Source organism: Paenibacillus alvei DSM 29, from assembly GCF_000293805.1.
Taxonomy (GTDB): Bacteria; Bacillota; Bacilli; order Paenibacillales; family Paenibacillaceae; genus Paenibacillus_B; species Paenibacillus_B alvei.
Map to the genome: position 1 here is coordinate 346,663 of NZ_AMBZ01000001.1, position 24,696 is coordinate 371,358.

The following is a 24,696-nucleotide window of genomic DNA, read 5'->3' on the forward strand; positions in this document are numbered from 1 at the left end:
TAATCCCTCGCTTTTACTATTATTTAGGCTATCATAGATAAGCATTAAGCCTGTTTAACGATGAATCGAAAATTTCTTTTGCCCATAATCACATAGCAGTTTCACAATCAGATTGGTGAAGAAGATCAGCATCGACAATACGAAAATTTCATTGAATTTGGCAAAATGCTGAAGCTCCTTGATTTTACTAGCAACGACAGCGGTTTGGGTGGATACGAGAAATATAATGCCGCTGATCGTAACCATCGCATTGAGAAAATAATAACCCAGCATCTCGATCACCGTCGCAGCCGAATTAGGCAAGACTACCCGATAGACCGTCTTGAACCAGCTATCTCCGAGCAGTTCTCCCGTCGTTTCCCAGGAAGGATTCATCTTGGAGAGCGAATTCTTCGCCATCAAATACGGTGTTGTAAAGAAATGCACGATATTACACAGCACGATGATCGTCACGGTCCCTTTCAAGCTGCTTCCATTAAACAAGAGCAAGTAAGAGATACCAAGAACCATGCCAGGTACCGTATTCGTGATCATGGAAGCCGTATCGGTGAGTGATCTTGCCCGTAATGAAGTCCGTACATTGAGAAGTGCAGCACAATAAGCAACCAATGTACCCAATACAGAAGTTAATACCGCAATCCAGATCGAGTTCCGATATACCTTCGTTAAATCATTGGATTGAAGCACACTTAGGACATGTTTTGATGTAAAAGTAAGATCATAAGGATATCGGCTCAACCACGGCGCGATAAACATGATGGCGAATATCGACAGCATCATAAAGACGATGACAGAAGACACGGTCACGAAGCTAATATCGCGCAGTCGATGTGTGGGCAGCTCGATTTCTCCAAGTTGATCATAGTGAAAGTTGAGCTTCTCTAAAGACTGCAGCAGCCATATTGCGAATATTGCTGGCACAAGCATGAGCACCGCGATGACAGCCCCCTGATTCAGATCAGGAATGGAGCCCAGCATGACTTGATATAACTGGCTAGCCACCACCGAATAGGTTCCTCCCACCGACGCCGGTATCCCAAAGTCCGTAAAGCTTAGGATAAAGGAAAGCACAAATGCCCCACCCAATGCCCCTGCCAACGGCCGAACAATCGTATTCGCAAAGCTTCTTAACGGTCTGTCGCCCATCAGATGAGACACAATAATAAACTTTTTATCCATGTATTTAAATGCGTTATGAATCAATAAAAAGGCTGGCGGAAGTGTATAAATGACGTAACCGATCAGCAATCCATTAAAGCCATAGATATCGAACAAATTTTGTCCTGCAAGCTTGGTCAGCAATCCCTGATTGCCAAGTGAATACATCATGGCAAATCCATACGTAATTGTCGGAAGCAGCATGGGAAGAACGATTGTCGTCTTCAGCATGCCTTTGAAGGTCCGATGAGCACGTGTACAGTGAATCGTGTACGCCGGGATGAATGCCAATATCGTTGTTAGGATTGCAGTCACCGTTGATATCTTTATACTGTTCAAGACAGCTATCATCATCTCATCATTCATCCAAATCGAGCTGTAATTGGCAAATGAAAAGCCTTGCTCTGTCTCGAAGGATCGAATCAATAGGACAAGCAGCGGCAAGAACAAAATAACGGCGAACAAAAAGAATATGGCGATGAGTAGAATCCGCATTTCCGGCTTTACTTTATGCATATCGCTCACCAAACAGATTGAATATATTCTGCCGCTTAATCTGCAGCTGCTTGATAATAAACTGTTTTACAAACTCATTACTCGGCTGCCCAATAATCTCTCTCGGCGTACCATATTGCGAGATTGTGCCTTGATTGATAATCAAAATTTTATCGGAGAGGGTTAATGCTTCCTCAGGGTCATGGGTAACAATGATCGTCGTGAGCTTGAACTCCCTGGCAATCGATTGGATCCGTTGTTTGATCGATTCTTTAATGACTCCATCCAACGCGCTGAGCGGTTCGTCTAGCAGCAGGATCTTCGGCTTCGTAACCAAAGTTCTAGCTAAAGCCACTCTCTGCTTCTGCCCGCCTGATAATTCACTGATTCGCTTGCTTAGATGCGGCTTCAGTTCCAAAAAATCAATATAGTCTTGAACCTCCCGCTCGCTCACGCTTCCTTTCTTATTGCGCAAGCCATAGATGATATTCTCATAAGCATTCAGATTCGGAAATAACGCATAATCCTGAAATACGATATTAAAGCCACGCTTTTTCATGGATACATGTGTCATGTCCAAGCCGTTATACATAATGCTGCCATGATCCAGCTTCGTTAGGCCAAGAATAATATTAAGCAGTGTCGTTTTCCCGCTCCCGCTTGGGCCGAGAAGCGATACAATCTCGCCAGATCCTATCTCTAAGCTGATATCTTGGAGCACCATTTTGCCGTCAAATTGTTTGCTGATATGTTGCAGCTTAAGCAATCGGCTCACCTCCCTTAGTCACACCCCCATTATATAAATCAATGATCAAAGCAAATGCAGTTTTATGTAAATGTTGCGTAAATGATGCATATATATTTCATATCTTTTGCATATATTGTGCGCCATGTTTAATGTTCAGTTAAATATATAGTCCATTTATTGAATGTGAACGGTGCAGTCGGTACACTGTAGGTACAATATCAATCGATAATAGGTGAACTTATGCTGCCACTTGAAAGACAACAAAGAATTATAGAATTGCTTGCCATCAAAAAGGTGCTTAAACTGCCAGAGCTGGCAGCCGAATTAGCGATCTCCGTGGATACACTGCGACGAGATCTGAATCTATTGACCAAGCAAGGGAAGATCGAAAAGATATATGGCGGTATTAAAATCGTGGAGTCGAAGTATGGAGAATCCTCCATGGATGAGCGGATGGTTAGCTTATTTGAGGCAAAAGAAAACATCGGTAAAATATGCAGCGAGATGATCGACGATGGGGATTGCATCTATATTGACAGCGGCTCCACCACCTATCACATCGCCAAGTTTATTAAAGGCAAGCACAATCTCACGGTGGTCACCAACTCCATCCCCGTAATCAATGAACTCATGAATACCGATGTTGAACTGATTATTATCGGAGGAAAAATCCGCAAAGAAGAACATTCCGTAGTCGCGTACGATTATATTTTTAATTTTCATGAATTAAATATTCGAAAAGCGTTTATCTGCTGCAGCGGCATTACGGTGGAACGAGGAATCTCGGATTACAATTTGGAGGAAGCGATTACACGCAAGAAGATGATCGAACTGTCCAAAGAAGTGTATATCGCGGCAGACAGCACCAAATTCGGGAAAGACGTTAAGATTGCCATTACACCACTAGATAACGTGAACGCCATTATTACCGATGCGAATATCGATCCCCGTTACCCGCCGCAATTTAAGTCAATACGAACGGAACTAATCCTTGCAGATTAACAGGCTTGCGGACGGATAAAAACATACTACCCGTGCACTGAACTAACTGGCTTATTTACCATCAGGAGAAAGATGGGTCATGGAAACTGCATGCTTATGTCTTGAATCAGATAATCATGAAAAAGAGGGGTCATCGCCCCTCTTTACTATTTGTACCAATACATACTTGTTTAATTGTCCTTTCGCACCATCACTACCACCGACTCCACATGCGTCGTCTCGGGAACATGCTATTGGGGTAGAAGAAAAAACTTACGTGCCGATGGTTTCTAGTACAGTCGGCTTCTCCTTGTATAGTAATTCGGAGCAATTCAAAGAAAACGGAAGACTGAAAAAGTAGGAATTTATCTGTTTTTTTGTGATGTTCCACGGAAGAAAAATCACCGCTCAAGGCTTAATTTGCCCGAATACAGCGATCGAGGGGCTAAACTGTTTCACAAAATTCTAGGGTTTGGTGCATATGTCAAAGGGATCTAAATTTTTTCACTACCGGTATCCAGGATTATGAAAATAAGTCGAGTTTTAGCGATAAGCTAGTTAGTATTGCGGTGGGGTTAATAGCCTTACGCAGTGCGTGGAAAGCAGCGCGAAACAAGGAAAACCACCGGGATTAGGTTGGTCGCCTTGCAATCCGATGGTTTTTCGATCATTTGATTAAAACGCCGTAGTCGCTTCACAGGCTTTTGTTAAGAGTCACGATGCTGGATACATCGTGCTTTTTTTATTTTACGCTTCTTAAAAAATCGTTGACGTGTACATGGTATGAGGATTTGCATTCTTTTCCTTACACATTATTAAATCTTACCTAAGGAATGTAGTACATTTAAATAATGCTCATAATAATCGTTACCTAAAGCACAATCCTCAGGGCGAATACCTTTAAGAATAATGAGTTCCCATAATATTTTTTCACATATACCCTGCATGGTAAACCCTGAAATAGTTTTTTGGTCGGCGCTCTCCAGTATGATATGAATCCGCTTTCCTTCTTTGATTTCTTTCCAAATTTCCTCTGATTTTGTACGAGATAATCCTTCCGGATGAACATAAGTAGAATTTACATGCGACATTTCTATGTGAATTTCTTTTTCATATTGAGTATATAGAGTGGATAAAAAATCGACATCGTTTATTACAAAATATTTAACAATTTGATCAAAGTTAACACAATGGTCCTTCTTCAAGTCGTCAAAGAATGTTTTATCATCCATCTCAACTGCTTTATAATTCGTCATCAATATTTCTTGAACTGCGGATATACTGTATGATGTTGGTAAATTAGACTCTTTAAATTTATGATCAAGTTCGTTTAGCATACAAGCTCCTTAATTTAAAAGAATGAATGTCCACCTGTTCTATCATGCGTATGATAGTGTGCATAATAGAAGAATCCAGGAAGTTGGTCGCAAGTTAGCTCAGGACCTTTCGATTCTTTACCTCCTCCAGCTGTTCGAGCAACTAAATCTGCATAAGCGGATGATTTAGACCACACATTCTGCTCGGCTTTAACAAGCATAGGATTTACCAATCTAAATGCCGCTGCCTCCAAAGACATACCATCACCAACCCAAACTTTCCCCCCTATTATTTTTGCCATGAAATGATTAGCAGTTTTATCTTCTCGTAATTTGGATAAAACACCTGCTTCATTAAGAGCAACATAAGTTACTCCTGCAATCAACATTGCCGTTCCAGCAGCAAGCAATTGACCTAAAAGCCATTCGCCGATGATAACACCGATTGGAACAAACCACACCAAAGTAGGTACAAATTTATCCTGATTAATATCATATGTTTTATTTGTCTCTACATCAATAAATGTGGCATTAATTTCGCCGTCTTCTTTAATGTCATTAATAACAACGCTATAAGTTCTTCCTGTTTCATTCGTTAGTTCAGATTTTTCATTGGTCGTTAAAACGATTTTACCTGTTTTCTTATCAACTTTCATATTTCCAGTAACTTTTTCGTTTTCATTAAAATACGAGCTGTAAGAACTATTCACTGGTTCACGGAGACTAGTTTCAATTACCAGTTCCTGATCATTGTCTGAAATCACTTGATAATTCGAAGCGAAAGAATCTGTTTGATGGCTTTCTGCGTATACTTGGGGTTGGACTGAGAAACATAAAAACATAACTGTTGCAAGAATACTAGCTACTAAAGTTCTCATGATAGATTTCGAAATTCTCAAAAACGACACCACCTATTTTCTGGGATTTTTGTTCAAATTTAATATATCATGAATGTATATTCTTGGGAAGTTTTATTTTTTATGGTATTATAGGCGCTTTTTATTCTATCATTAAATATCTCCATGTATCTTATAAAGAGCGTAAAATATCTTGTGTAAATAGATATATAGCAAAAAGGAAGACCTTTTTTTCTAGATTGAGCTACCACACTACAATCCAAAGAGAAGAGATGTTAGACATTTTATTGGTGAAAGTAAGAATGGGCAGAGACTTCAGAATACATCTGAGTTTCTATCCATTTCTTTGTTCATTTACAATTACATTGTGAAGTTGTAAAAGGTATTAGTTATTATTAGTGATTAAGCTATCGTTCTCCGTTAGTTTAATGACAAATATATGCTGGTTTTACCTCGTTTTAAAGCGAGATAGTTGCTGGCTGCGCTGTTCAGTTGGCTAGTGCAGGGTTGTCTGCTGATTCCGCTTCTTCGAAATAACTCCTGCCGGTTCGAGGGCCGAATGTATAAGTTCGTGTTTCTCTATCCTGCTTGCGACATAAGCCCTATCCCATGAATCGTATCTAACTGCATAATTGATTGCCCATGTTCGAGATTGATACCTGTATACAACCGACATTGTTAGAACGATACATCATAAGAAAGTCGATACTTCTTTTTAATTTCATAATAACCCCAATTATGTAAATGTGCCATATCTTCTTTAACGAATAATGGCATTAGCGCCAAATCGATATAATACCGGAACAAAGGCTGTTGATTGTCCTTTTTGCTGAAAGGCTTGATGGTTTCTTCGCGCGTGCCCACCTGAAGCCGCGAACATGTATGCTGGCAGCATCATTGGAGATGCACGTTACGTTCTAATCTGAACAAGGGTGAATCTCCTGAGTGCCTCTTCGAGGAAGGGGTAGAGCCTGATGAAATGATCCGGCCTATCCTCGAAAATTTGAGAGTTAAAACAGACCCGCAATGGGCAGCCTTTTCACCACGAACGACCTTACCTTTGGTTTAGACAGTTCATTAAAAAATGGGTTTAGATATATCCGGTTTCATGACTTAAGGCATACATCTGCTACAATTCTGATTAACCAGGGAGTGCACGCCAAAATTATCTCGGAGTGGAGCGTCTTGGTCATGGCTGCATTACAACAACAATGAATCTCTATGGACACGCTCTCCGATCTGCCGATAAAGCATTTACGGATAAATTTCTGTATTTGAGTCGTTGTTTACATCTAATTCAGTACAAGAACATTAAAGAAGACGCCTGGGATTTTCCTAGCGTCTTCTGATTACTTGGGCTAAACCCCGATCAATTTTTGCATCAAATTTACATCAATTAGGGTCTTCGATTTCTCTATTACTGATATTTAATTACTGTTTCACGTCAAGAAATCAAATAAACATAAGGGATTCACTGCGCTGTTCAATCCCTCACCAACAAAGCTACCGATTCCACATGTGTCGTCTGCGGGAACATGTCCACCGGCTGTACCTCAACGATGCGGTAGCCACCGCCCGCCAATACTTGCAAATCGCGAGCAAGCGTCGACGGATTGCAGGACACATACACGATGCGCTCAGGGCACATGGCAAGCATTGTTTCGAGCAGCGCAGGATCGCAGCCCTTGCGCGGCGGGTCGACGACGATGACGTCAGGCGTTACGCCCTGCTCCTTCCAGCGCGGGATAACGTCTTCTGCTGCGCCGACGGCGAATTCCGCATTCGTCACCCCATTCAACTCGGCATTGCGGCGTGCATCGGCGATCGCTTCCTCGACGATCTCAACACCGAGTACGCGCTTCGCGCGCTGCGCAAGGAACAACGAGATTGTCCCGATGCCACAGTACGCATCAATAACGGTCTCGTTCCCTGTCAGACCCGCATACTCGACAGCCTTCTCATACAGCACTTCCGTTTGGACCGGATTTACTTGGTAGAAGGAGCGAGCAGAGATTTTGAACGCAATATCTCCGATATAATCCGTAATATATTCTGAGCCCCATAATACACGGGTTTTATCTCCCATAATAACATTCGTGCGCTTTGTATTAATGCTCTGGCAAACGCTCTTCAACTGCGGCAAGGCCTCAGCAAGCTCGGCTACGATCTTCTCCTGATGCGGCAGCTTGTCCCCATTCGTCACGAAGGTGATCATCAGCTCATTCGTGCGGAACCCGACACGCATCATCACATGACGAAGTAGGCCTGTATGCTGCTCCTCATTGTACGGCTCAATGCCATACTTCCGTACAACTTGCTTCACCGCGCGCATCGCGTCGTCATTCATTTCATGCTGGATCAGGCTCGTATCCGTATCGATGATCCGATGGCTCGCCTTCGCGAAGTAACCGCCGATCAGTTCGCCTGTACGTTCATTTTTACCGATCGGCATTTGGCTCTTATTCCGATAGCGCCAAGGCTGCTCCATTCCAATCGTCGGCCATACCTTGATCGGCTGTTCTTGAACCACAGCTGTGACACTTAGGCCGCTCAGGCTCTGTTCTTCGCTAGCCTTATCCGCCGCCACCGCATTCCCTTGTTCAATATCAGGCTCAGAAGCGTGGGAGGCATCACCAGAAGCGACACCAATTTCATCTCCGGTCTCACCTGTGCCTATCTGCTCCACTTGAAACTTCCCAATGCGCTCCAGCACGTCGACGACATGCTGCCGCTTCCAGACCAGTTGCTCACTGTACGCCATATGCTGCAACTGACAGCCGCCATATACATTCGCCGGATGCTCCAACTCCACACGATGTGGGCTGTCTACAAGGCGCTCCAGCACCTTCGCATATCCGTACTGCTTTTTCACCTTCAGCACAAGCGCACGCACCTGTTCACCCGGCAATGCCCCTTGTACGAACAGCGTGAAGCCGTCAGCACGGCCCACTCCGTCACCGTCATGCGTCAATCCGATAATATCCAGTATAACCTCATCGTTTTTCTGTACCGGAGCACTGTGCACGCGTGCATGTGCCGCGCGTCCACCCACCGCTTCCTGTGAACGCGTCGCAGATGCAGACTGTCCTCCATTTCGGCGCATTGGCCGCTTGCCTTGCTTGTTTCCTTTCACCCTAGTTGCCCTCCTGTTATGTGCTCACAAAACCCATCTATTTTGAATGCTATTCGCATTGCTTGCTGTCATCATATGTTCATGCTCTTTCTTCTGTCGGTAAATCACAACCTAACTACATCTTCCACAACGAACGAAAGCAGTTCAAAACGAATCAGAACGAGCAAATCCGCTCCCTACACAGCCTCGATAATGCCAGTCATATTGTACCCTGCTTGCTCCGTATATAGATCATGGCACCATCATACCATAATCCACCCGCCAACAAGAAGTGCTCCAGCATTGTCCTGGCTGCATCATCCGTTTCCACACCAAAAAAGATAACCGCAAAGCGCGCTCTCCCCGCACAATTGCCATCGCCTCTTGCTTCAACAACAAAACGGCTTGACCCGTGCCCCTTACGGCAGCAAGTCAAGCCGAACATTCCATGCGATAGAGAAATGACATTCTCAAACCAACACCTTTATCCCTAAGCACAGGTACATGAAAGTAACCGTTATTTACCGAACGTACCTTATGCCTTATGACACAATCACTTCACTTCCATGCTTACGAACTCCTACGCATAAGTTGCATCTGGGTTATCTGCAAAAATGCGCAAATGCCCTGGCAGCACCTTGAACGTCGCTGGCAGCAATCCGCCGAATTCACCGTCCAAATTGAGCTGCACTGCATCCGGCGATGTAACCGTAACCCGATTCGTTTGCTTGTGAATGACAAGCGGATCATGAATATGCTCTCCCCGAAGAGCCATACTAGCTACACGAACGAACTCCACAAGATTGCAGCGCTTCAGCATAATGACATCGAAAAGACCATCATCAATCTTCGCCTCGGGCGCCAGCTTCTCGAAGCCGCCAACCGAGTTCGTATTCGTAATCAAGAACAGCATAAACTCCTCATGATAGACGCCGTGACCCTCCAGCTCTATGCGCAGCTCAGTCGGGCGCAGACGGGTCATCTTCTCCAGCCCTTTCATATAGTAGGCAAGCTGTCCGATAACCGTCTTCAGCTTGCTGGGCACTTCGTACGTCAGCTCCGTCAAGGAGCCCCCGCCCGCAATATTGATGAAATACTTCTCGTTCGATTGCCCAAGGTCTATTACGCGAGTCGCCTGACGTGTAATAATTGAGCAGGCATACTCCCAATTGCGCGGAATGCCGAGCGCACGCGCGAAATCATTCGTCGTTCCGAGCGGAATAATGCCAAGCGGCGGCCGCTCCGGCTTGTCCGCCATTCCGTTGATAACCTCATTGAGCGTACCATCCCCGCCCGCTGCGATAATCATATCGTACCCGTTATCGATCGCCTCTGCCGCACTTGCTGTTGCGTCCCCTTCGCCTTCCGTCGCATGCGTCGTTGTCTCGATGCCCGCTGCATCCAGCATCTGCAATATATCCGCCAACCGCTTTCGGCCTTCCTCTCGGCCAGATGTCGGATTATAAATAAGTCTTGCTCTCTTTACCATGAATACTTCACCCATTTACAATCTATTCACGTTCAATCGATTTCACAACCTGCCACCAAAGGCTCAAGTGCAACCCGCCGGCCGTCATTCGATCCGTTTCTTTCCGTTCAGCATACCTATATCCAAGCAACCTAATATTAAGATTCATACTACCATATCCAGTTCTATTACTTCCATAGCACGACCAACTCACAATTAAAATGCTGCTAAGATGTACGTGCTTCCATCAGTCTCAGTAGACGAACAGCCTCCTGCTGCAGCCACTTGCTTAAGGCCGGATGAGGCAGCAGCGCCTCCCCATCGTACAGAACCGATACATCTTTAAACCGCTCTGGAATAACGTGAGAGGTGAAATAGCCCCGACTGAGAAATACCGGAACGACTGCTACACGGCGCTCCATGATCCGTTCCTCGAGCGCATCCGCCCCAATACGAAGAGTATCCCTGCCACCAACGAAATCCAGCGGAACGGCAAGCTGCTCGGCTCTGCCGCCCCATCCCATTTCATTTTGGCTGCTCGTCAATACATGCGATAAGCGCTGTACCGCATCTGCAATATCCTCACAGCAGAGCAGCGCATGCGAAGCACCTGCACAAGCCCCCCGCTGTACAAGACGGCGCGCCAGCCGCCTCAAACTGGAATGCCAGCGTGAAGTAAAAGGTTCATATCGGCTGCCGTGCGCCACTAGCAATACTGCATCTGCATGGGGACGTACGCCAAGCCCGCGCAGCCGTGCCTCAATCATGTCTAGAAGGAGTTCCTCCTGACCTTCCGATCGTACAAACAAGCCGCTATCGTCACTCAACTGCTCTTCATTCATTTTACGATATGGGGAACTAGCTGTTACTTCTCTCGATGGTTCCGCACAATCCACACAAACAACGCCACTATTTATACGATCAATCGAGGCCTCTGCCAACGGAACAACATCCCCACCGTCAAGCGGACGGCCATAATAGACGCAAGCCTGAACTTGGAAAGGCTCCAAATCTGTCTCACAGAGCGGAGCAGGCTTCACGCCTAATGCATATGCTATCTCATCCGCATGCGTACTACCCGCAGACACGAACAAGGGGATGACCCCAATGTGGTTCACCCCTTGCGCTTCCAATGTATCAATGCCATATTGTATATCTCGTCCTGGCACACATTCCAAGTAGGAAGATGCGACGGCAACCCCTTGAGGCCATTGTGCCTGTGCGATTGCTTCTTCCACCAGTGTAACCCAGGATTCATCTCTTGAACCGTGGCTGATAATAAGCAGTCCCGGCTTCATCAGATTATTTACCTAAGCGTTCCAATGCCATTTTATAACCATCATTGCCGTAATTCAAACAGCGCTTCACACGCGATATTGTAGCTGTACTTGCTCCGGTCTCCGCTTCAATCTGATTGTACGTACAGCCTTTGCCCAACATGCGAGCAACTTCCAACCGCTGGGATAAGGATTGAATTTCATTTACCGTGCACAGATCATCAAAGAAAATATAACACTCTTCCACTGATTTCAGCGTCATAACCGCCTCAAACAGCTGGTCGATCGACTTATCGTTCAATTTTTTCAATTGCAACCTTATCCACCCCTACATCAATGCTTGTTACCATCATTGTACTTCCTTTGTCAGACCTTTTCAAGCGTTACAGTTGTCCTGCGTTAGTGAATTACTGTAAAAATATAGCGCTTCCATAAAAGATTGGGCGTCCGCCTACGGGCGATCGTCCAATCGAGTTGTTCGCCTATCACATACATTATATTATCCCATATGAATGCAGAAAGCACTAAACAATATTGATTGAAGCATGTCTATGAATAAGCACACCTGCCATACTTATAAGAAAAAGGTCGTGATGATATGAATAACCCTCGCCACCACGAGAGGGCTCCCTTACCATCGCAGTTGATGAACGTGCCGACACTGCCGACGCGGCAAGGAGACAAGGCACATATTCGTAGCTTTAGCCCCGATCCGACTTCATACTCCCCTTCATTCGCACCGCCATCTCCTATAGAGACTACCGCCATCGTTCCATTTAGTCAGGCAGCAGAATCTCCAATTACCACAGTCGTAACCGAGGCTGCAGAGGCCAAAAAAAGCGGCTTCTCCATTGGTGACATCAAGCAGGTCATTGATCGAATGGGCGGAATCGATGGCATCGTAGAAACGATGGGCAAGGTACAAAAAGTCATGAACAGTGTATCTCAGATTGCTCCTGTCGCGAAGCTGCTAATGGGCACACTCCTCCCAGGCAAAAAGAAGGACGAAGAAGAAGAGGAAGAAATTGAATATACGCCCAAGCGCAGGCGCCGCCGCAGACGGACGACAGGCAATAACCGAACACCATCCTTCGGTAAGCAGCGCCAACGCACCAACAGGCCACCACGCCGTCGATAATCGAACCAAAGCAAAGAGCCGGCTCTCCATTGAGCCGGCTCTTTGTGCCTCAATATTAAAAGAACAAATCGACTATTTTGAATACAATCATCGCAAGTGCCGCACATATCGGAATCGTAATGAACCAAGTCACTACAATTCGTCCTGCAACGCCCCACTTCACCGCCGAGAAACGCTTGGCGGAGCCTACCCCCAAGATCGCGGAGGTAATAGCATGCGTAGTGCTAATAGGCAAATGCGTCAGCGTTGCCGACATAATAACCGAGGCTGCAGACAAGTCTGCGGCAAAACCGTTAATCGGTTCGATTTTGAAAATCTTCGTTCCCATTGTCTTAATGATCTTCCAGCCGCCTATCGAAGTACCGAGAGCCATTGCAGTTGCAGCGGCAAGCTTAACCCAGAGCTGCACTTCCATTTCGGTCTGTAATTGTGCAGTGACAAGCGCGAACGTAATAATCCCCATTGCCTTCTGCGCGTCATTCGTACCATGTGTGAATGATTGCAGAGCTGCCGTAATAATTTGACAGGTTCGGAACCCTTTATTTACGGTATGTGGACTGTGATTGCCGAAAATCCACTTTAGCAGCGTCATAACAATATAACCGACAGCGAACGCAATAATTGGCGAAATAATAAGACCGAGGACGATATTTTTAAATCCGCCCAAGTTCAAATAGTCGGAGCCGGCACCGATGAACACTGCCCCTGCCAATGCGCCAATAAGCGCATGCGAGGAAGATGACGGAATACCGAACCACCAAGTAACCAAGTTCCATATTATGGCTGAAATAAGCGTCGCCATAACGATTTCAAGTCCATTCTCCAGCTTTGCTGGATCGGCAATGCTGCCGCCTATCGTCTTGGCAACCCCTGTAAAGGTCAGCGCCCCGGCAAAGTTCATCACAGCGGCCATCAAAATGGCAACACGCGGCGGAAGCGCCCTCGTTGACACCGACGTGGCGATCGCATTCGCCGTATCGTGGAAGCCGTTAATAAAGTCAAAGGCAAGCGCCAAGAAAATAACGACGCCCACGATAATCATCGTAATATCCATATTCATTATCTATGTGATTGCACAGCACTACCCATCGTCCGTCCGCGCAATCCCTACCTCCTTCGTACACTAAAGCTAGCTTATTATACGTGATACGACAGTTACTAGGAATTCCGCATAACGATCGATTCAAGCTGCTTCGCAACATCTTCACAGCTGTCCGTCGTTTCCTCAAGACGCTCGTATACGTCCTTGCGTTTGATCAATTCGATTGGATCCTTTACATCAGCGAACAAGGCACGGACACCACGGCGGTAAATATCGTCCGCGGAGTTCTCCAATTCATTGACGCGCACGTTATGCTCGCGGATAGCAAGCAATTTCTTCTGCGACAACAAACGAATTGCCTTCTGTATTTCATAAGTACTGCGCTTGATGACATCAGCGAACAGTACGACAATTTCATCACGTTCAATCATTTGGTACATGTCGAAACGCGAAGCACTGGCCTCCATCCCATCAAGAACATCGTCAAGCGCTGTCGTAAGCGCCATAATGTCCTCGCGCTCAATCGGCGTAATAAATGTTTTATTGAGCTCTGTCAAGATCGTATGTACATAGACGTCACATTTACTTTCCAGATCCTTCATTTCTTTCGTAAACGCCAAGACATCCGTCAAATCTTCTACACCTTGTGCGAACGTTTCTGCCGCTTGAACGAGCGTATCCGCCATGTTTTGCAGCGTTTCGAAAAACACGTCCTTTTTCTTGAACATTCCCGAGATCTCCTTTGCAACAAAAATTGCATGTGATGTAATCTTCTAAACCTTACATATCTTATCATAGGATACCGTGGTTTTGTAAAGAAATCGTAAACCAAACGTGAGCAAATGTCGAAACTTTAGCCCTATTCATCGCCAGAATTTCTCTCTTATTCGACAATTTTCGTCGTTTTTCATAAAAAGTACGGCAAAATACCGTTCTCACGCCGTTTTTCGCTCACTATTCAATTTTTCCCATAAAGGAATGTTAGATATGGCATAGACAGGAATGAAACAACATGCTATACCTGACATACGGTATAGTTTCCGCCTTTTTTTGAAAAGACATACATAAAAACCACATGCAATTCTCCCTGTCTAAAAATAAAAAGACGAAGCGATATAGCCTTCCGGCTGCTGCTTTCGTCTCAGTTCCTTTACGTTCCGTTTTAATCCGCCGCTCACTTATATGCTCCAATTCGCCCATTCTTCCTGACGCTTCTCCCAGCGCTTCAGCCACTGGAGCGTGCAGGTGAACAGCTTTTCCCGATGCTTGCCATCCGAGTACGTATGGTCGGCTTGAAACACAATTTCCTTATCGCATTGTCCGTCACTGCGCAGCCAGAATACCTTCTGGTACAGGAAGCTGTAATCGGCCGGAATCACGTCATCACTCGTACCGTGCACGAGCAGCACATCGCCGTTGAACTTGCGTGCTTCTTGGAGCGGTTGATGGACGCCAAGCGCATTAAAATAGGCAGGTGCAAAGGAATACCCCAAATAATCCGCCGAGCCTTGCGTCATTGCTATGTCATATTGCTCACGTCCTACGATACGCACAATATCGTTGAATGGGTAAGCAACAGGCGACCAGAGGACAAGCCGCTTAATGCGCTGATCGCGCACCGCCGTCAATATCGCCACAGCCCCGCCTAAGCTGTGACCAATGAGCGTTACCCGCTGTGGATCAACATCTCCGCATCCAAGCGCATAGTCCAGAATAGATTGCGTTTGGCTGATCATGTCATCCAATCCAGTGTGTCCGTAATCGCCCGTGCTCTCTCCACAGCCCGCGAAGTCGAAGCGCACGACGATATGACCTTCGCCTGCAAGCCTGCGCGCCGCATTGACGAATAACCGGTCAACCCCAATCCGGCTGCCCACGAAGCCATGACAAATGATTGTCACAGGAGCGCGCCGCTTCACACCGCGCTCATATGGTGCCCGCTCCTCAGGATAATGAATCGTCGCGGCTAACCGCTCTTCTTGCCATCGTATATCGATATGTCGCTCCATCAATAATCCCCTGCCTTCCGCCGCTCTCAGGTACGGGCAACGCACCTGGATTCATTTATTTCATATAATTCCGATTAATATACTGTGTTTTATCAAAGTGTACTCCCTCTGTTCCCACTCTGTCAAGAGAATAAGACAAGAAAAAACCGCAATACCGATGTTCCGGCATTACGGTTTTCAACTGCAAGCGCTCCTTATTATCCATTTCCAAGGAGCTGCCCACTTCTTCATCCAATTAACAGCATGTAAGCTTACCTGCAATCCGTTCCAGAACTGGAAAAGCTCATCCCAGTCATTTTCTCCGCATCAATCATACAGGCCGTACAAACGCTGCATCATCTGATGCGTTTCAAGCGTTCCTTCTGTCATCCCCGCATGCATGTGTCCTGCGGCAAGACCATAATCGTCTGTGTCTTCGGATTCATCCGGCGAGGATGCGCGATTAGCGGTATATGCTTGTTTAATTGCAGATGCTTCCTCAGGACCTCGCGATTGTTCTTGATTCAAATAAAGCTTCGTAAGTCCTTGTTCCGATCCGCGATTCTCTTCCATCCTTGTCACCCTCCTGCCGTATGTAATGATTGGAGCATACGACATTATTATGGGGCGCAAGGTTAATTTTATTCGCGATCCGATGGACGATCAGACATGATCCCATAGCACAGCATTGTCGTAATTTGGTCAGACAGTGTGCGAACGTTCATCCGCTTATCCAAATTGCCTGGCTGGAGAAAGAACTGCTTCATCGACACAATGTAACGAACAACCAAATGCGGGGACAGCTCCTTGCGAATATCTCCCCGTTGCTGTCCTCGAAATATCGCCGCTTCGAACTCAGGAATGACATGCGCCTCCTGATAGGCCATCATTTTCGCAAACAGATTTGGATAGTACTGTGTTAAATCGTTAATAAACGTCAGGGATATACGATCGAAGGGCTGATACTTCAGTAGAAGATCGAATAGTTCGTATATGTTCCCCGCCTCTTCCATGACCCGCAGCAAATATTGATGGCTTTCATGAGCCATTCGGTCTGTAATCGCCTCAAGCAGCCCTTCTTTGCTCTGAAAATATTTATATATCGTCATTTTCGCAACAGGAACCGCCTCCGCGATCTGCTCCATGCTCGTATCCTGAATCCCCCGTTCGAAAAACAGCCGCTGTCCTGCATCCATAATCGCGATCGCTTTACTGTTCAACTGGCGAATCGTCCCCTTTCCGTACGGACATAACTCGGGGGCTATGCCGTTAGCAGGGACATCACCTTCCCTTTACAGATCCCGCTTCGACAGCACAAGCCAACCGAAGAACAGTCCGCCTGCATATATCCCTATCGTAATAAATATGCCCTGCCAAGGCAAGCTGCCTGAGTCGAATAAATCCTTGCCATTGAACACCGTGAACAAGCTGACATCAGACAGCCAGGCAAGCGATTGCTGCATACCCGACAGGAGATGGAAGAGGAATGATAAGATGACGATTCCAATACTTAGTGACATGCCTGCTCGCTCGGAAGTTACAAATACGGTCATCACATACCCGATTCCAGCAAAAGCTAGTGCCGCCAGCAAGCCCGCAGCCGTAAACACGAGCAGCAAACCTGCATCTGCTACCGTACTGAACATATTGCCCAACCATAATGTCACCCCATAGCTGACAGCCGCAATCAGGAGAAAAGCAACAAGATGCGCGCTGGCCTTGCCTAGAAACAGCTTGCCGCGTGATACAGGCAATGTGAACATAAAATCAACCGTGCCCCGATCCCTTTCCCGAGCTACGGTGGACGAAGCCCACATCGCAGCGAAAATGCCCAGCAGCATCATGTAGAACACCAACGGTTCCCCTGCCATCCAGCCCTCAAAGCTGCCGAACATCTCTACATGCATGCCGAATCCCTCCAGCAAGGCTGGCGGAAACTGCTTCAACGCCTCAAGTAAAGAGGTATTGGTCATGTAGACATCGCCCAGACCAGCGAACATCATTTGGAACACAAGAATAATACTTGCCCATATAAAAAAGCTGCGTCGATTCGTCCTCCATTCATAGCAGAACACCTGCCACATTACGCCTCTCCCCCTTTGCGCTCATCAGAACGCTCACGTGAATGCCCAATTTGCGGTGATTGCTCTTCTGTTTCCTCCTGTTGATGCTTTGCCTGCGATAGCTGCTCTTCCGTACGCTCCGAGGAATGCTTCGCCTGCGATAGCTGCTTCACTTGACCTTGCGCAGGAATTCCTCCATTCCCTCTCACATCGTACTCTGCCATGAACAGCTCCTCCAAGGAAGGCTGCTCGATTCGTACATCCTTCAATTCATATGCGGCAATTCGCTGCAAAGCCAGATGAAGATCGCCCTGCAATAGCAAACGGTGCTCGATTCCATCGTATACAGCATCCGGATCAATATCCCGTAGCTGGTAAGCCTCGATGCAGTCGCCTTGCCGCTTGAATTGAACATGGGCAATCCGTTGATCCTTGCCTGGTATAGCGTCCACCTCGCATACCCGCAGCAATTTCCCTTCACGAATGAAGGCGACACGGCTGCACAGCTTCTCTACCTCGCTCAAGATATGTGTGGAGAAGAAGATCGTAGCTCCACGATCATGATATTCCTTTAGAATCTGGAAAAAGGTGTGCTGCATGAGCGGATCAAGTCCTGATGTCGGTTCATCCAGAACGATTAAATCAGGTTGATGAAGCAGGCACTGCACGATCCCAAGCTTCTTGCGATTGCCGAGCGAATACGATTTTACACGCTTGCTGACATCCAGCTTTAGCCGTTCAGCTAAGTTCATCGCATGGGTATCCTGCAGTGACAAGCCATTCATGCGAGCAGCAAAATCGAGCACTTCCTTGCCCGTTACATCTTCGTTGTAATGCACCTCCGATGGCAGATACCCAATTTTTCTCCGCACATCAGGACGCTCCCTACGCATGACTTCTCCGAACAACTCCACCGTACCGGTCGTTGGACGAAGCAACTGCATCATCGTTCGAAGCGTAGTAGACTTTCCTGCTCCATTTGGTCCAATAAATCCGAAAATTTCTCCCTGCTTCACTTCCAGATTGACATCATCGATACCGCGCTGTACTCCGTACCTTTTCGTTAGATTGCTCAGCTTGATCACGTTCATGCGACACCCCCCAATCTATACTTTAAACCGTTTGTTAGTACATCATATTCCGTTCATGGCGAAATTTACAATGTTGTTTTATACTCAATACTAATAAAAAGTATATCCCTTTCACTCAAAAGCTCTTTCCTGCTCATCATTTCATTTTGGTTGATTTTTATACGCACTGCATAAAAAAAGAGGAGCATCGCTCCTCTTCCCCATCTGTCCTATTTTGAATGTTCAACCAACCGTTCTGACTTCGCACTGATATCATTCCGATATTGCATGCCATTAAATTGGATGAGGCGGACAGCCTCATATGCCTTCGCTTTAGCTGCCGCTACATGATCGCCTATGCCGACAACGCCCAGCACACGGCCTCCAGCCGTTCGCCAAGTACCATCCTCATCACGCGATGTACCTGCGTGGAACAGCAGCGCATTAACGGATGCTGCATCCAATCCCGTAATGACATCCCCCTTGCTCACCTCACCAGGGTAGCCGGCTGCTGCTACGATCACGCATACAGCAGCATGGTCATGCCATTCCAGCGCGATGTCGTGCAGCTTACCTTCCGAGACTGCCCATAGCACCTCGAACAGATCAGTCTTCATTCTTGGCAGCACCGACTGCGTCTCCGGATCGCCAAAACGCGCATTGAACTCAATCACCTTCGGCTCCCCCTCCGGTGTAATCATCAAGCCTGCAAACAACAAGCCATGGAAGGAACGTCCTTCCGACACCATTGCCTTTGCTGTCGGTTCAATAATTGTCCTGCGTACCTTCTCGATAACAGATGACGAGAATTGCGGCAATGGGCTGTAAGTGCCCATACCGCCAGTGTTCGGTCCGCAATCGCCATCGAAAATCGGCTTATGATCCTGTGCAGGCTCACATAGTCGCACCGTTTCACCGTCGACGAAGGCAAGGATCGACATTTCCTCGCCCTGCATGAACTCCTCAATGACAACCTTGCTGCCGGAAGCGCCGAATTTGCTATCTACCATGACCTCCTGCAGCACGTGAGCTGCTTCCTCATGGGTCTGAGCAATGACCACACCCTTGCCTGCTGCAAGCCCGTCAGCCTTAATCACAACCGGCAATGTATGCTTCTCAATATACGCCAGCGCTTCATTGAAATCATCAAACGCAGCGTATGCCGCAGTCGGAATGCCGTACTTGCAGAGCAGGTGCTTCATGAACACCTTACTCCCCTCAATCTCTGCCGCCTTCCGGTCGGGACCGAATACCCGCAAGCCATGAGCCTTCAATACGTCGACAATACCGCCTGCTAATGGATCGTCAGGACCGATGACAACGAGATCAATCGCCTGTTCAGCGGCATATTTGGCGATGCCTTCGTAATCGTTCACAGCCAATGGTACGCATTCGGCCAGTTCAGCAATGCCTGCGTTGCCCGGCGCGCACAGCACCTGTCCCACCTGCGGACTGTTGCAAAGCGCCCATACAAGCGCATGCTCACGACCGCCGCTGCCGACGACCAACACTTTTTTCCCAATGTGCTCCATGTACATGAACGCCTCCTTAATGCTTAAAGTGACGTACGCCTGTCATTACCATGGCGATGCCATGCTCATTTGCTACTTGGATGGAATCATTGTCACGAACAGATCCCCCCGGCTGGATAACAGCTGTAATCCCAGCTTCAGCAGCCAAGGCCAACGTATCTCCCATTGGGAAGAATGCATCGGACGCAAGCACCGCACCGCGCGCCTTCTCGCCCGCTTGTTCGATTGCGATGCGAGCTGCACCTACACGGTTCATTTGTCCCGCACCTACACCTACTGTCATGCCATCCTTTACAAGTACAATCGCATTCGATTTTACATGCTTCACAACGTTCCAGCCGAACAAGAGCTGCTCTAATTCTTCCGGAGACGGCTCGCGCTCAGTTGCGACCTGAACACTGTCTGCATTCAAGGAATGCAAGTCGATGTCCTGTACAAGGACGCCGCCGTCAACAGTCGTCAATTGACGGGATGGAACACGCTGCTCAGGGGACGGGACCGCTCCGATTTTCAACAGACGAATGTTCTTTTTCTGCGTAAGCACCTCAAGCGCTTCCTCCGTGTAGCTAGGCGCAATTACGATTTCAAGGAAAATTTCATGCAAAAGGCGTGCTGTTTCTCCGTCAATCTCCCGATTGGAAGCAACGATTCCGCCGAATATGGACGTCGGATCGGACTCATACGCCTTTTGGTACGCCTCCAACACCGTATCGCCAATCCCTACACCGCACGGATTCATATGCTTCACAGCCACTACCGCTGGAGCTCGAAACTCACTGACAATCGCAAGCGCGGCGTTAGCATCATTAATATTATTGTAGGACAACTCCTTGCCGTGCAGTTGCTCCGCAGTCGTAATGCTGCCCGCGCCAGCCAATGGGCGACGATAGAAAGCTGCATTTTGGTGCGGATTCTCCCCATAGCGAAGCGGCTGCTCCAGCTCATAAGTTACAGTCAACCGCTCTGGCCATTGTTCTCCGACCTGAGCCGTCAAATATTCAGCAATAAGGGAATCATATGCGGACGTATGGCGGAATACCTTGGCCGCAAGACGGCGGCGCGTTTCGATTGTGGTATCTCCGTTTGCACGAACTTCCTCGAGTATAGTGCCATAATCCGCAGCGTCAACGACAACCGTGACATCAGCATGATTTTTGGCAGCAGAACGCAGCATCGTCGGTCCGCCGATATCTATATTTTCAATTGCATCCTCATAGGATACGCCTGATTTCGCAATCGTCTGCTGGAATGGATACAGGTTAACTACGACCAGATCAATCGTAGACAAGCCGAGCTCGTCCAACTGCTGCATATGAGCCGGATTGCTGCGCATCGCCAGCAGACCGCTGTGTACAGCTGGATGAAGCGTCTTAACCCGACCGTCCAAAATTTCTGGAAACCCTGTAACATCAGAAATCCCAGTCACCGGAACTTGCTCCTGCTCAAGCAATGATTTCGTACCGCCTGTCGAAATAATCTGCACACCCGCTTCAGCCAGGCTGCGCGCAAATGCTACAACGCCCGTTTTATCGGATACACTGATAAGCGCTCTTCGAATCGCCATGTTGTCCTCTCCCCTGCTAAACTTTGGCATTTTAGTTAAAAATCATTGAAATGCGTTACCGGATAGAAGTCTATATCATGACTCCCTATCAGCATGTCTTCACACCACTTCACATCGTAGAACACCACATCACAAACATCGCATCATACAGCATCTCATGACATACGTTTCAGCATATAAATCGCATAAATATCGCACCACATTGCAGAACATCACACATATCACATAAATATCACATCAACATCAGCTCGTATCCAATCCAATAATCCCATCAACGTCCTTCACCAGTGGAAAAACTGATGATTTGTCTTTCAAATAGTGGACACAATTTTGCAAAGACGATAATTTCTTTACATCTAAAACAACACAGCATATAGTTAATCAAGTTGTAAAACATCTATATTTAGACATTTGTTCATTTAAAGCAAGATATCCCTGTTTGTCTACCTTTGTGTGGACATTTTCATCGTTTGTCCTCAAGAGGACTACAAAAACAGAGTATCTAGTAACGCTACTCGCTGGATAATGACGAGAGCACTTTGAATCGCTATCCACTGGATATTGAAGAGAGTATTTAGTAACGCTATCATACTGGATATTGACGAGAGTATTTAGTATCGCTATTCTTCCACTGGACATTGACGAGAGTATTTAGTATCGCTATTCTTCCACTGGACATTGACGAGTGCATTTGTAATGCTGCTCACATTGACGGTAAATGTTTCGTGACGCTATTCGTTTTTCGCTGAATACTTCCATGGGTGTATTTATGATCCCGCCACAACGGCTATACGCTGGCAGATTTCACAAGGCTCCGAGCTATCATTTGCTGCACCACTTGCGGGTACAGTGCATGCTCAGCTTGTTGGATACGCGCAGACAAGGTGTCTTCCGTATCATCAGGCATAACGGCAACAACCTGCTGAGCCAGGATCGGCCCCGTATCCATACCTTCATCAACAAGATGCACCGTAACCCCCGTTACCTTCACGCCGTACTGCAGCGCTTGGCGTACTGCATGCATGCCCGGAAATGACGGCAAAAGCGAGGGGTGAATGTTGACCATTCGCCCTTCATAGGCACGCAGCAATACCGGCGTAACAAGGCGCATATATCCTGCCAGTACAACGAAATCGATTTGATGCTTGCGCAGCAGTCGAAGTACATCCTGCTCGTATTCCTCACGAGAAGCATACTTTTTCGGTTCGAATAAGGCTGCTTTCACCCCCGCCAGCTTCGCCCGCTCAATGACACGCGCCTGCAGCTTATCGCATACTAGCAAGGCGATGTCTCCACCCAGCAGCTGCTCTCTGGCTGCATCAATCAGCGCTTGAAAGTTGGAGCCGGAACCAGAAGCAAATACAGCGATTCGAGGTACTCGTTGCCCATGAGATTCCGCTGTCTTCATGTCTCCTGCCATGTATCCCGGTGTAACTTCACCCGTATTTACTACCATGTCTTCTGCCATACTTTTTGTCATTTTCCCTGCCATGCCTTCTGTCATTTCCTCTGCTACGCCTTCTGTTACATCTTCTGTTACGTCTTCTGTTACGTCTTCTGTTACGTCTTCTATTACGTCTTCTATTACGTCTTCTATTACGTCTTCTGTTATATCTTCTGTTACGCCTTCTGCTACGTCTTCTGCTACGTCTTCTGTTACGCCTTCTGCTACGTCTTCTGTTACGCCTTCTGCTACGTTTTCAGCTATATCTTCTAATACACCTTCCGCCATATCTTCTTGCCTTCCGGATTCCCGCATTACAGGCCTACCCCCGGGATGCGAACTTGGCGACTGCCTTCCGTTACCTTGCCAATGCGATATACAGCCTCTCCCTGTTCCTCAAGGCTGCGGATCGCCGTTTCCGCCTCCTCTTCCCCAACGACAATGACCATGCCAATTCCCATATTGAACGTAGTGAACAGCTCTGAAGCGGTAAGCTTGCCAATTTCACTGCACCAGGTGAAAACAGGATGAATCGGCCATGAGCCATAATCGATCTCAACAGCCGTACCTTCTGGGAGCACGCGAGGAATATTTTCTAAAAAGCCTCCGCCAGTAATATGAGCGGCACCCTTTACATTTACTTGCTTCATCAGTTCGAGCATGGATCGCACATAAATTCGCGTTGGAGTCAGCAACACCTCGCCAAGCGCACCGCTGCCATCTGGCGCAACGTCAGTCAAGCCCAGCCCGCCTTGCTCCAGCAGCAGCTTGCGCACAAGGGAGAAGCCGTTGCTGTGCAAGCCGCTAGAAGCAAGCCCCAACACAACATCGCCAGGACAGATCGATTCGCCCGTAATTACCCGACTCTTATCTACCACGCCAACGCTGAATCCGGCGATGTCATACTCCTCCAGTGCATACATACCCGGCATCTCGGCTGTTTCTCCGCCAATCAGAGCACAGCCTGACTGTGCGCAACCTTCGGCAATGCCGCTTACGATCGCCTCGATACGCTCTGGCACAACCTTGCCGCAAGCCAAATAATCAAGGAAGAAGAGCGGCTTTGCGCCTTGAACGACAATATCATTTACACACATGGCTACTGCGTCAATGCCGATCGTATCGTGCTTATCAAGCGCGAACGCAAGCTTCAGCTTCGTACCCACTCCATCCGTACCAGATACGAGAATCGGCTCCTTGTAACGCTGAATGTCGAGCTGGAACATGGCTCCAAACCCACCCAAATCGGTAAGCACTCCTGGCGTAAACGTGCGGCGAACATGTTTCTTCATTCGTTCGACTGCTTCATTACCTGCTGCGATATCGACACCCGCTTGTTTGTAGGCTTCTGACATAATCGTGCGTCTCCTCTCTCCCTGTAAGCAGGACAGGAATGCAGCTTGCATCCCCGTCCATCATCGCTAATGTGAATTCACCAATTAT

Annotated in this window: 21 protein-coding genes and 1 pseudogene; 3 read left to right on the forward strand and 19 right to left on the reverse strand. The window is 47.2% G+C overall.

Annotated features, from left to right (window positions below; all coding sequences use genetic code 11):
• Positions 1 to 54: 54 nt before the first annotated feature.
• Both PAV_RS01760 and PAV_RS01765 read right to left on the reverse strand, forming a co-directional pair.
• The gene (locus PAV_RS01760; protein WP_005543082.1) at positions 55 to 1,674 is read right to left on the reverse strand and encodes an ABC transporter permease subunit; all 1,620 of its coding nucleotides are present in this window, start codon (positions 1,672 to 1,674) and stop codon (positions 55 to 57) included.
• Complete coding sequence (locus PAV_RS01765) at positions 1,667 to 2,419, reverse strand: ABC transporter ATP-binding protein (protein ID WP_005543084.1); 753 nt, start codon at positions 2,417 to 2,419, stop codon at positions 1,667 to 1,669. Before PAV_RS01765 ends, PAV_RS01760 begins: the two co-directional genes overlap by 8 nt.
• A 222-nt stretch (positions 2,420 to 2,641) precedes the next feature.
• Between PAV_RS01765 and PAV_RS01770 the strand changes: the two genes are divergently transcribed.
• A complete protein-coding gene (locus tag PAV_RS01770; RefSeq protein WP_005543086.1) occupies positions 2,642 to 3,403 on the forward strand; it encodes a DeoR/GlpR family DNA-binding transcription regulator in 762 nt (253 codons plus the stop codon).
• A 794-nt stretch (positions 3,404 to 4,197) separates the two neighbouring features.
• Here the strand turns inward: PAV_RS01770 and PAV_RS01775 are convergent.
• Both PAV_RS01775 and PAV_RS01780 read right to left on the reverse strand, forming a co-directional pair.
• The gene (locus PAV_RS01775; protein WP_005543089.1) at positions 4,198 to 4,719 is read right to left on the reverse strand and encodes a hypothetical protein; all 522 of its coding nucleotides are present in this window, start codon (positions 4,717 to 4,719) and stop codon (positions 4,198 to 4,200) included.
• Positions 4,720 to 4,733: 14 nt separating this feature from the next.
• Entirely contained in the window at positions 4,734 to 5,597 is an 864-nt protein-coding gene (locus PAV_RS01780) for an SAR2788 family putative toxin (RefSeq protein ID WP_005543091.1), read from the reverse strand.
• Positions 5,598 to 6,580: 983 nt separating this feature from the next.
• Here PAV_RS01780 and PAV_RS37850 point away from each other — a divergent pair.
• Positions 6,581 to 6,904 (forward strand): annotated as a pseudogene (locus PAV_RS37850) (tyrosine-type recombinase/integrase); the annotation flags it as partial.
• A 134-nt stretch (positions 6,905 to 7,038) separates the two neighbouring features.
• On the opposite strand, the gene rlmD reads toward PAV_RS37850, so the two are convergent.
• The 4 genes from rlmD to PAV_RS01810 form a co-directional block, all read right to left on the reverse strand.
• Positions 7,039 to 8,688: a 23S rRNA (uracil(1939)-C(5))-methyltransferase RlmD gene (gene rlmD / locus PAV_RS01790; RefSeq protein WP_005543093.1), complete on the reverse strand. Its 1,650-nt coding sequence runs from the start codon at positions 8,686 to 8,688 to the stop codon at positions 7,039 to 7,041.
• 559 nt (positions 8,689 to 9,247) lie between these two features.
• Positions 9,248 to 10,156, reverse strand: a complete 909-nt coding sequence (locus PAV_RS01800; protein ID WP_040734869.1) for a diacylglycerol kinase — start codon at positions 10,154 to 10,156, stop codon at positions 9,248 to 9,250.
• A gap of 206 nt (positions 10,157 to 10,362) precedes the next feature.
• Complete coding sequence (locus tag PAV_RS32070; protein WP_005543097.1) at positions 10,363 to 11,433, reverse strand: sirohydrochlorin chelatase; 1,071 nt, start codon at positions 11,431 to 11,433, stop codon at positions 10,363 to 10,365.
• 4 nt (positions 11,434 to 11,437) lie between these two features.
• A complete protein-coding gene (locus PAV_RS01810) occupies positions 11,438 to 11,728 on the reverse strand; it encodes a YerC/YecD family TrpR-related protein (protein WP_005543099.1) in 291 nt (96 codons plus the stop codon).
• 282 nt (positions 11,729 to 12,010) lie between these two features.
• Here PAV_RS01810 and PAV_RS01815 point away from each other — a divergent pair, with 282 nt between their 5' ends.
• Complete coding sequence (locus PAV_RS01815) at positions 12,011 to 12,550, forward strand: hypothetical protein (RefSeq protein WP_005543101.1); 540 nt, start codon at positions 12,011 to 12,013, stop codon at positions 12,548 to 12,550.
• A 55-nt stretch (positions 12,551 to 12,605) separates the two neighbouring features.
• Here the strand turns inward: PAV_RS01815 and PAV_RS01820 are convergent, their stop codons facing one another.
• The 11 genes from PAV_RS01820 to purM all read right to left on the reverse strand — a co-directional run bounded on the left by PAV_RS01820 (position 12,606) and on the right by purM (position 24,608).
• Positions 12,606 to 13,604: an inorganic phosphate transporter gene (locus tag PAV_RS01820; protein WP_040735182.1), complete on the reverse strand. Its 999-nt coding sequence runs from the start codon at positions 13,602 to 13,604 to the stop codon at positions 12,606 to 12,608.
• Positions 13,605 to 13,708: 104 nt separating this feature from the next.
• On the reverse strand, positions 13,709 to 14,320 hold the full coding sequence (locus PAV_RS01825) for a DUF47 domain-containing protein (RefSeq protein ID WP_005543105.1): 612 nt from the start codon (positions 14,318 to 14,320) through the stop codon (positions 13,709 to 13,711).
• A gap of 450 nt (positions 14,321 to 14,770) precedes the next feature.
• On the reverse strand, positions 14,771 to 15,601 hold the full coding sequence (locus PAV_RS01830; protein ID WP_005543106.1) for an alpha/beta hydrolase family protein: 831 nt from the start codon (positions 15,599 to 15,601) through the stop codon (positions 14,771 to 14,773).
• Between the two features lie 306 nt (positions 15,602 to 15,907).
• Complete coding sequence (locus PAV_RS01835) at positions 15,908 to 16,153, reverse strand: hypothetical protein (RefSeq protein WP_005543109.1); 246 nt, start codon at positions 16,151 to 16,153, stop codon at positions 15,908 to 15,910.
• 68 nt (positions 16,154 to 16,221) lie between these two features.
• The gene (locus PAV_RS01840) at positions 16,222 to 16,800 is read right to left on the reverse strand and encodes a TetR/AcrR family transcriptional regulator (RefSeq protein WP_005543111.1); all 579 of its coding nucleotides are present in this window, start codon (positions 16,798 to 16,800) and stop codon (positions 16,222 to 16,224) included.
• Between the two features lie 72 nt (positions 16,801 to 16,872).
• Complete coding sequence (locus PAV_RS01845) at positions 16,873 to 17,664, reverse strand: ABC transporter permease subunit (RefSeq protein ID WP_005543113.1); 792 nt, start codon at positions 17,662 to 17,664, stop codon at positions 16,873 to 16,875.
• Positions 17,664 to 18,734, reverse strand: a complete 1,071-nt coding sequence (locus PAV_RS01850; protein WP_005543114.1) for an ABC transporter ATP-binding protein — start codon at positions 18,732 to 18,734, stop codon at positions 17,664 to 17,666. Before PAV_RS01850 ends, PAV_RS01845 begins: the two co-directional genes overlap by 1 nt.
• Positions 18,735 to 18,943: 209 nt before the next feature.
• On the reverse strand, positions 18,944 to 20,251 hold the full coding sequence (gene purD / locus PAV_RS01855; protein ID WP_005543115.1) for a phosphoribosylamine--glycine ligase: 1,308 nt from the start codon (positions 20,249 to 20,251) through the stop codon (positions 18,944 to 18,946).
• A 10-nt stretch (positions 20,252 to 20,261) separates the two neighbouring features.
• The gene (purH, locus tag PAV_RS01860; protein ID WP_005543116.1) at positions 20,262 to 21,809 is read right to left on the reverse strand and encodes a bifunctional phosphoribosylaminoimidazolecarboxamide formyltransferase/IMP cyclohydrolase; all 1,548 of its coding nucleotides are present in this window, start codon (positions 21,807 to 21,809) and stop codon (positions 20,262 to 20,264) included.
• 787 nt (positions 21,810 to 22,596) lie between these two features.
• Entirely contained in the window at positions 22,597 to 23,217 is a 621-nt protein-coding gene (purN, locus tag PAV_RS01865) for a phosphoribosylglycinamide formyltransferase (RefSeq protein WP_040735189.1), read from the reverse strand.
• 350 nt (positions 23,218 to 23,567) lie between these two features.
• Positions 23,568 to 24,608, reverse strand: coding sequence for a phosphoribosylformylglycinamidine cyclo-ligase (purM, locus tag PAV_RS01870; protein ID WP_005543118.1), 1,041 nt, complete (start codon positions 24,606 to 24,608; stop codon positions 23,568 to 23,570).
• Between the last annotated feature and the right edge of the window lie 88 nt (positions 24,609 to 24,696).

Coding starts and splice junctions, on each gene's coding strand:
- PAV_RS01760 (WP_005543082.1), bottom strand. CDS start 1,674: ATGCATAAAGTAAAGCCGGAAATGCGGATTCTACTCATCGCCATATTC.
- PAV_RS01770 (WP_005543086.1), top strand. CDS start 2,642: ATGCTGCCACTTGAAAGACAACAAAGAATTATAGAATTGCTTGCCATC.
- PAV_RS01775 (WP_005543089.1), bottom strand. CDS start 4,719: ATGCTAAACGAACTTGATCATAAATTTAAAGAGTCTAATTTACCAACA.
- PAV_RS01800 (WP_040734869.1), bottom strand. CDS start 10,156: ATGGTAAAGAGAGCAAGACTTATTTATAATCCGACATCTGGCCGAGAG.
- PAV_RS32070 (WP_005543097.1), bottom strand. CDS start 11,433: ATGAAGCCGGGACTGCTTATTATCAGCCACGGTTCAAGAGATGAATCC.
- PAV_RS01815 (WP_005543101.1), top strand. CDS start 12,011: ATGAATAACCCTCGCCACCACGAGAGGGCTCCCTTACCATCGCAGTTG.
- PAV_RS01820 (WP_040735182.1), bottom strand. CDS start 13,604: ATGGATATTACGATGATTATCGTGGGCGTCGTTATTTTCTTGGCGCTT.
- PAV_RS01825 (WP_005543105.1), bottom strand. CDS start 14,320: ATGTTCAAGAAAAAGGACGTGTTTTTCGAAACGCTGCAAAACATGGCG.
- PAV_RS01830 (WP_005543106.1), bottom strand. CDS start 15,601: ATGGAGCGACATATCGATATACGATGGCAAGAAGAGCGGTTAGCCGCG.
- PAV_RS01835 (WP_005543109.1), bottom strand. CDS start 16,153: ATGGAAGAGAATCGCGGATCGGAACAAGGACTTACGAAGCTTTATTTG.
- PAV_RS01845 (WP_005543113.1), bottom strand. CDS start 17,664: ATGTGGCAGGTGTTCTGCTATGAATGGAGGACGAATCGACGCAGCTTT.
- PAV_RS01850 (WP_005543114.1), bottom strand. CDS start 18,734: ATGAACGTGATCAAGCTGAGCAATCTAACGAAAAGGTACGGAGTACAG.
- purD (WP_005543115.1), bottom strand. CDS start 20,251: ATGTACATGGAGCACATTGGGAAAAAAGTGTTGGTCGTCGGCAGCGGC.
- purH (WP_005543116.1), bottom strand. CDS start 21,809: ATGGCGATTCGAAGAGCGCTTATCAGTGTATCCGATAAAACGGGCGTT.
- purN (WP_040735189.1), bottom strand. CDS start 23,217: ATGAAGACAGCGGAATCTCATGGGCAACGAGTACCTCGAATCGCTGTA.
- purM (WP_005543118.1), bottom strand. CDS start 24,608: ATGTCAGAAGCCTACAAACAAGCGGGTGTCGATATCGCAGCAGGTAAT.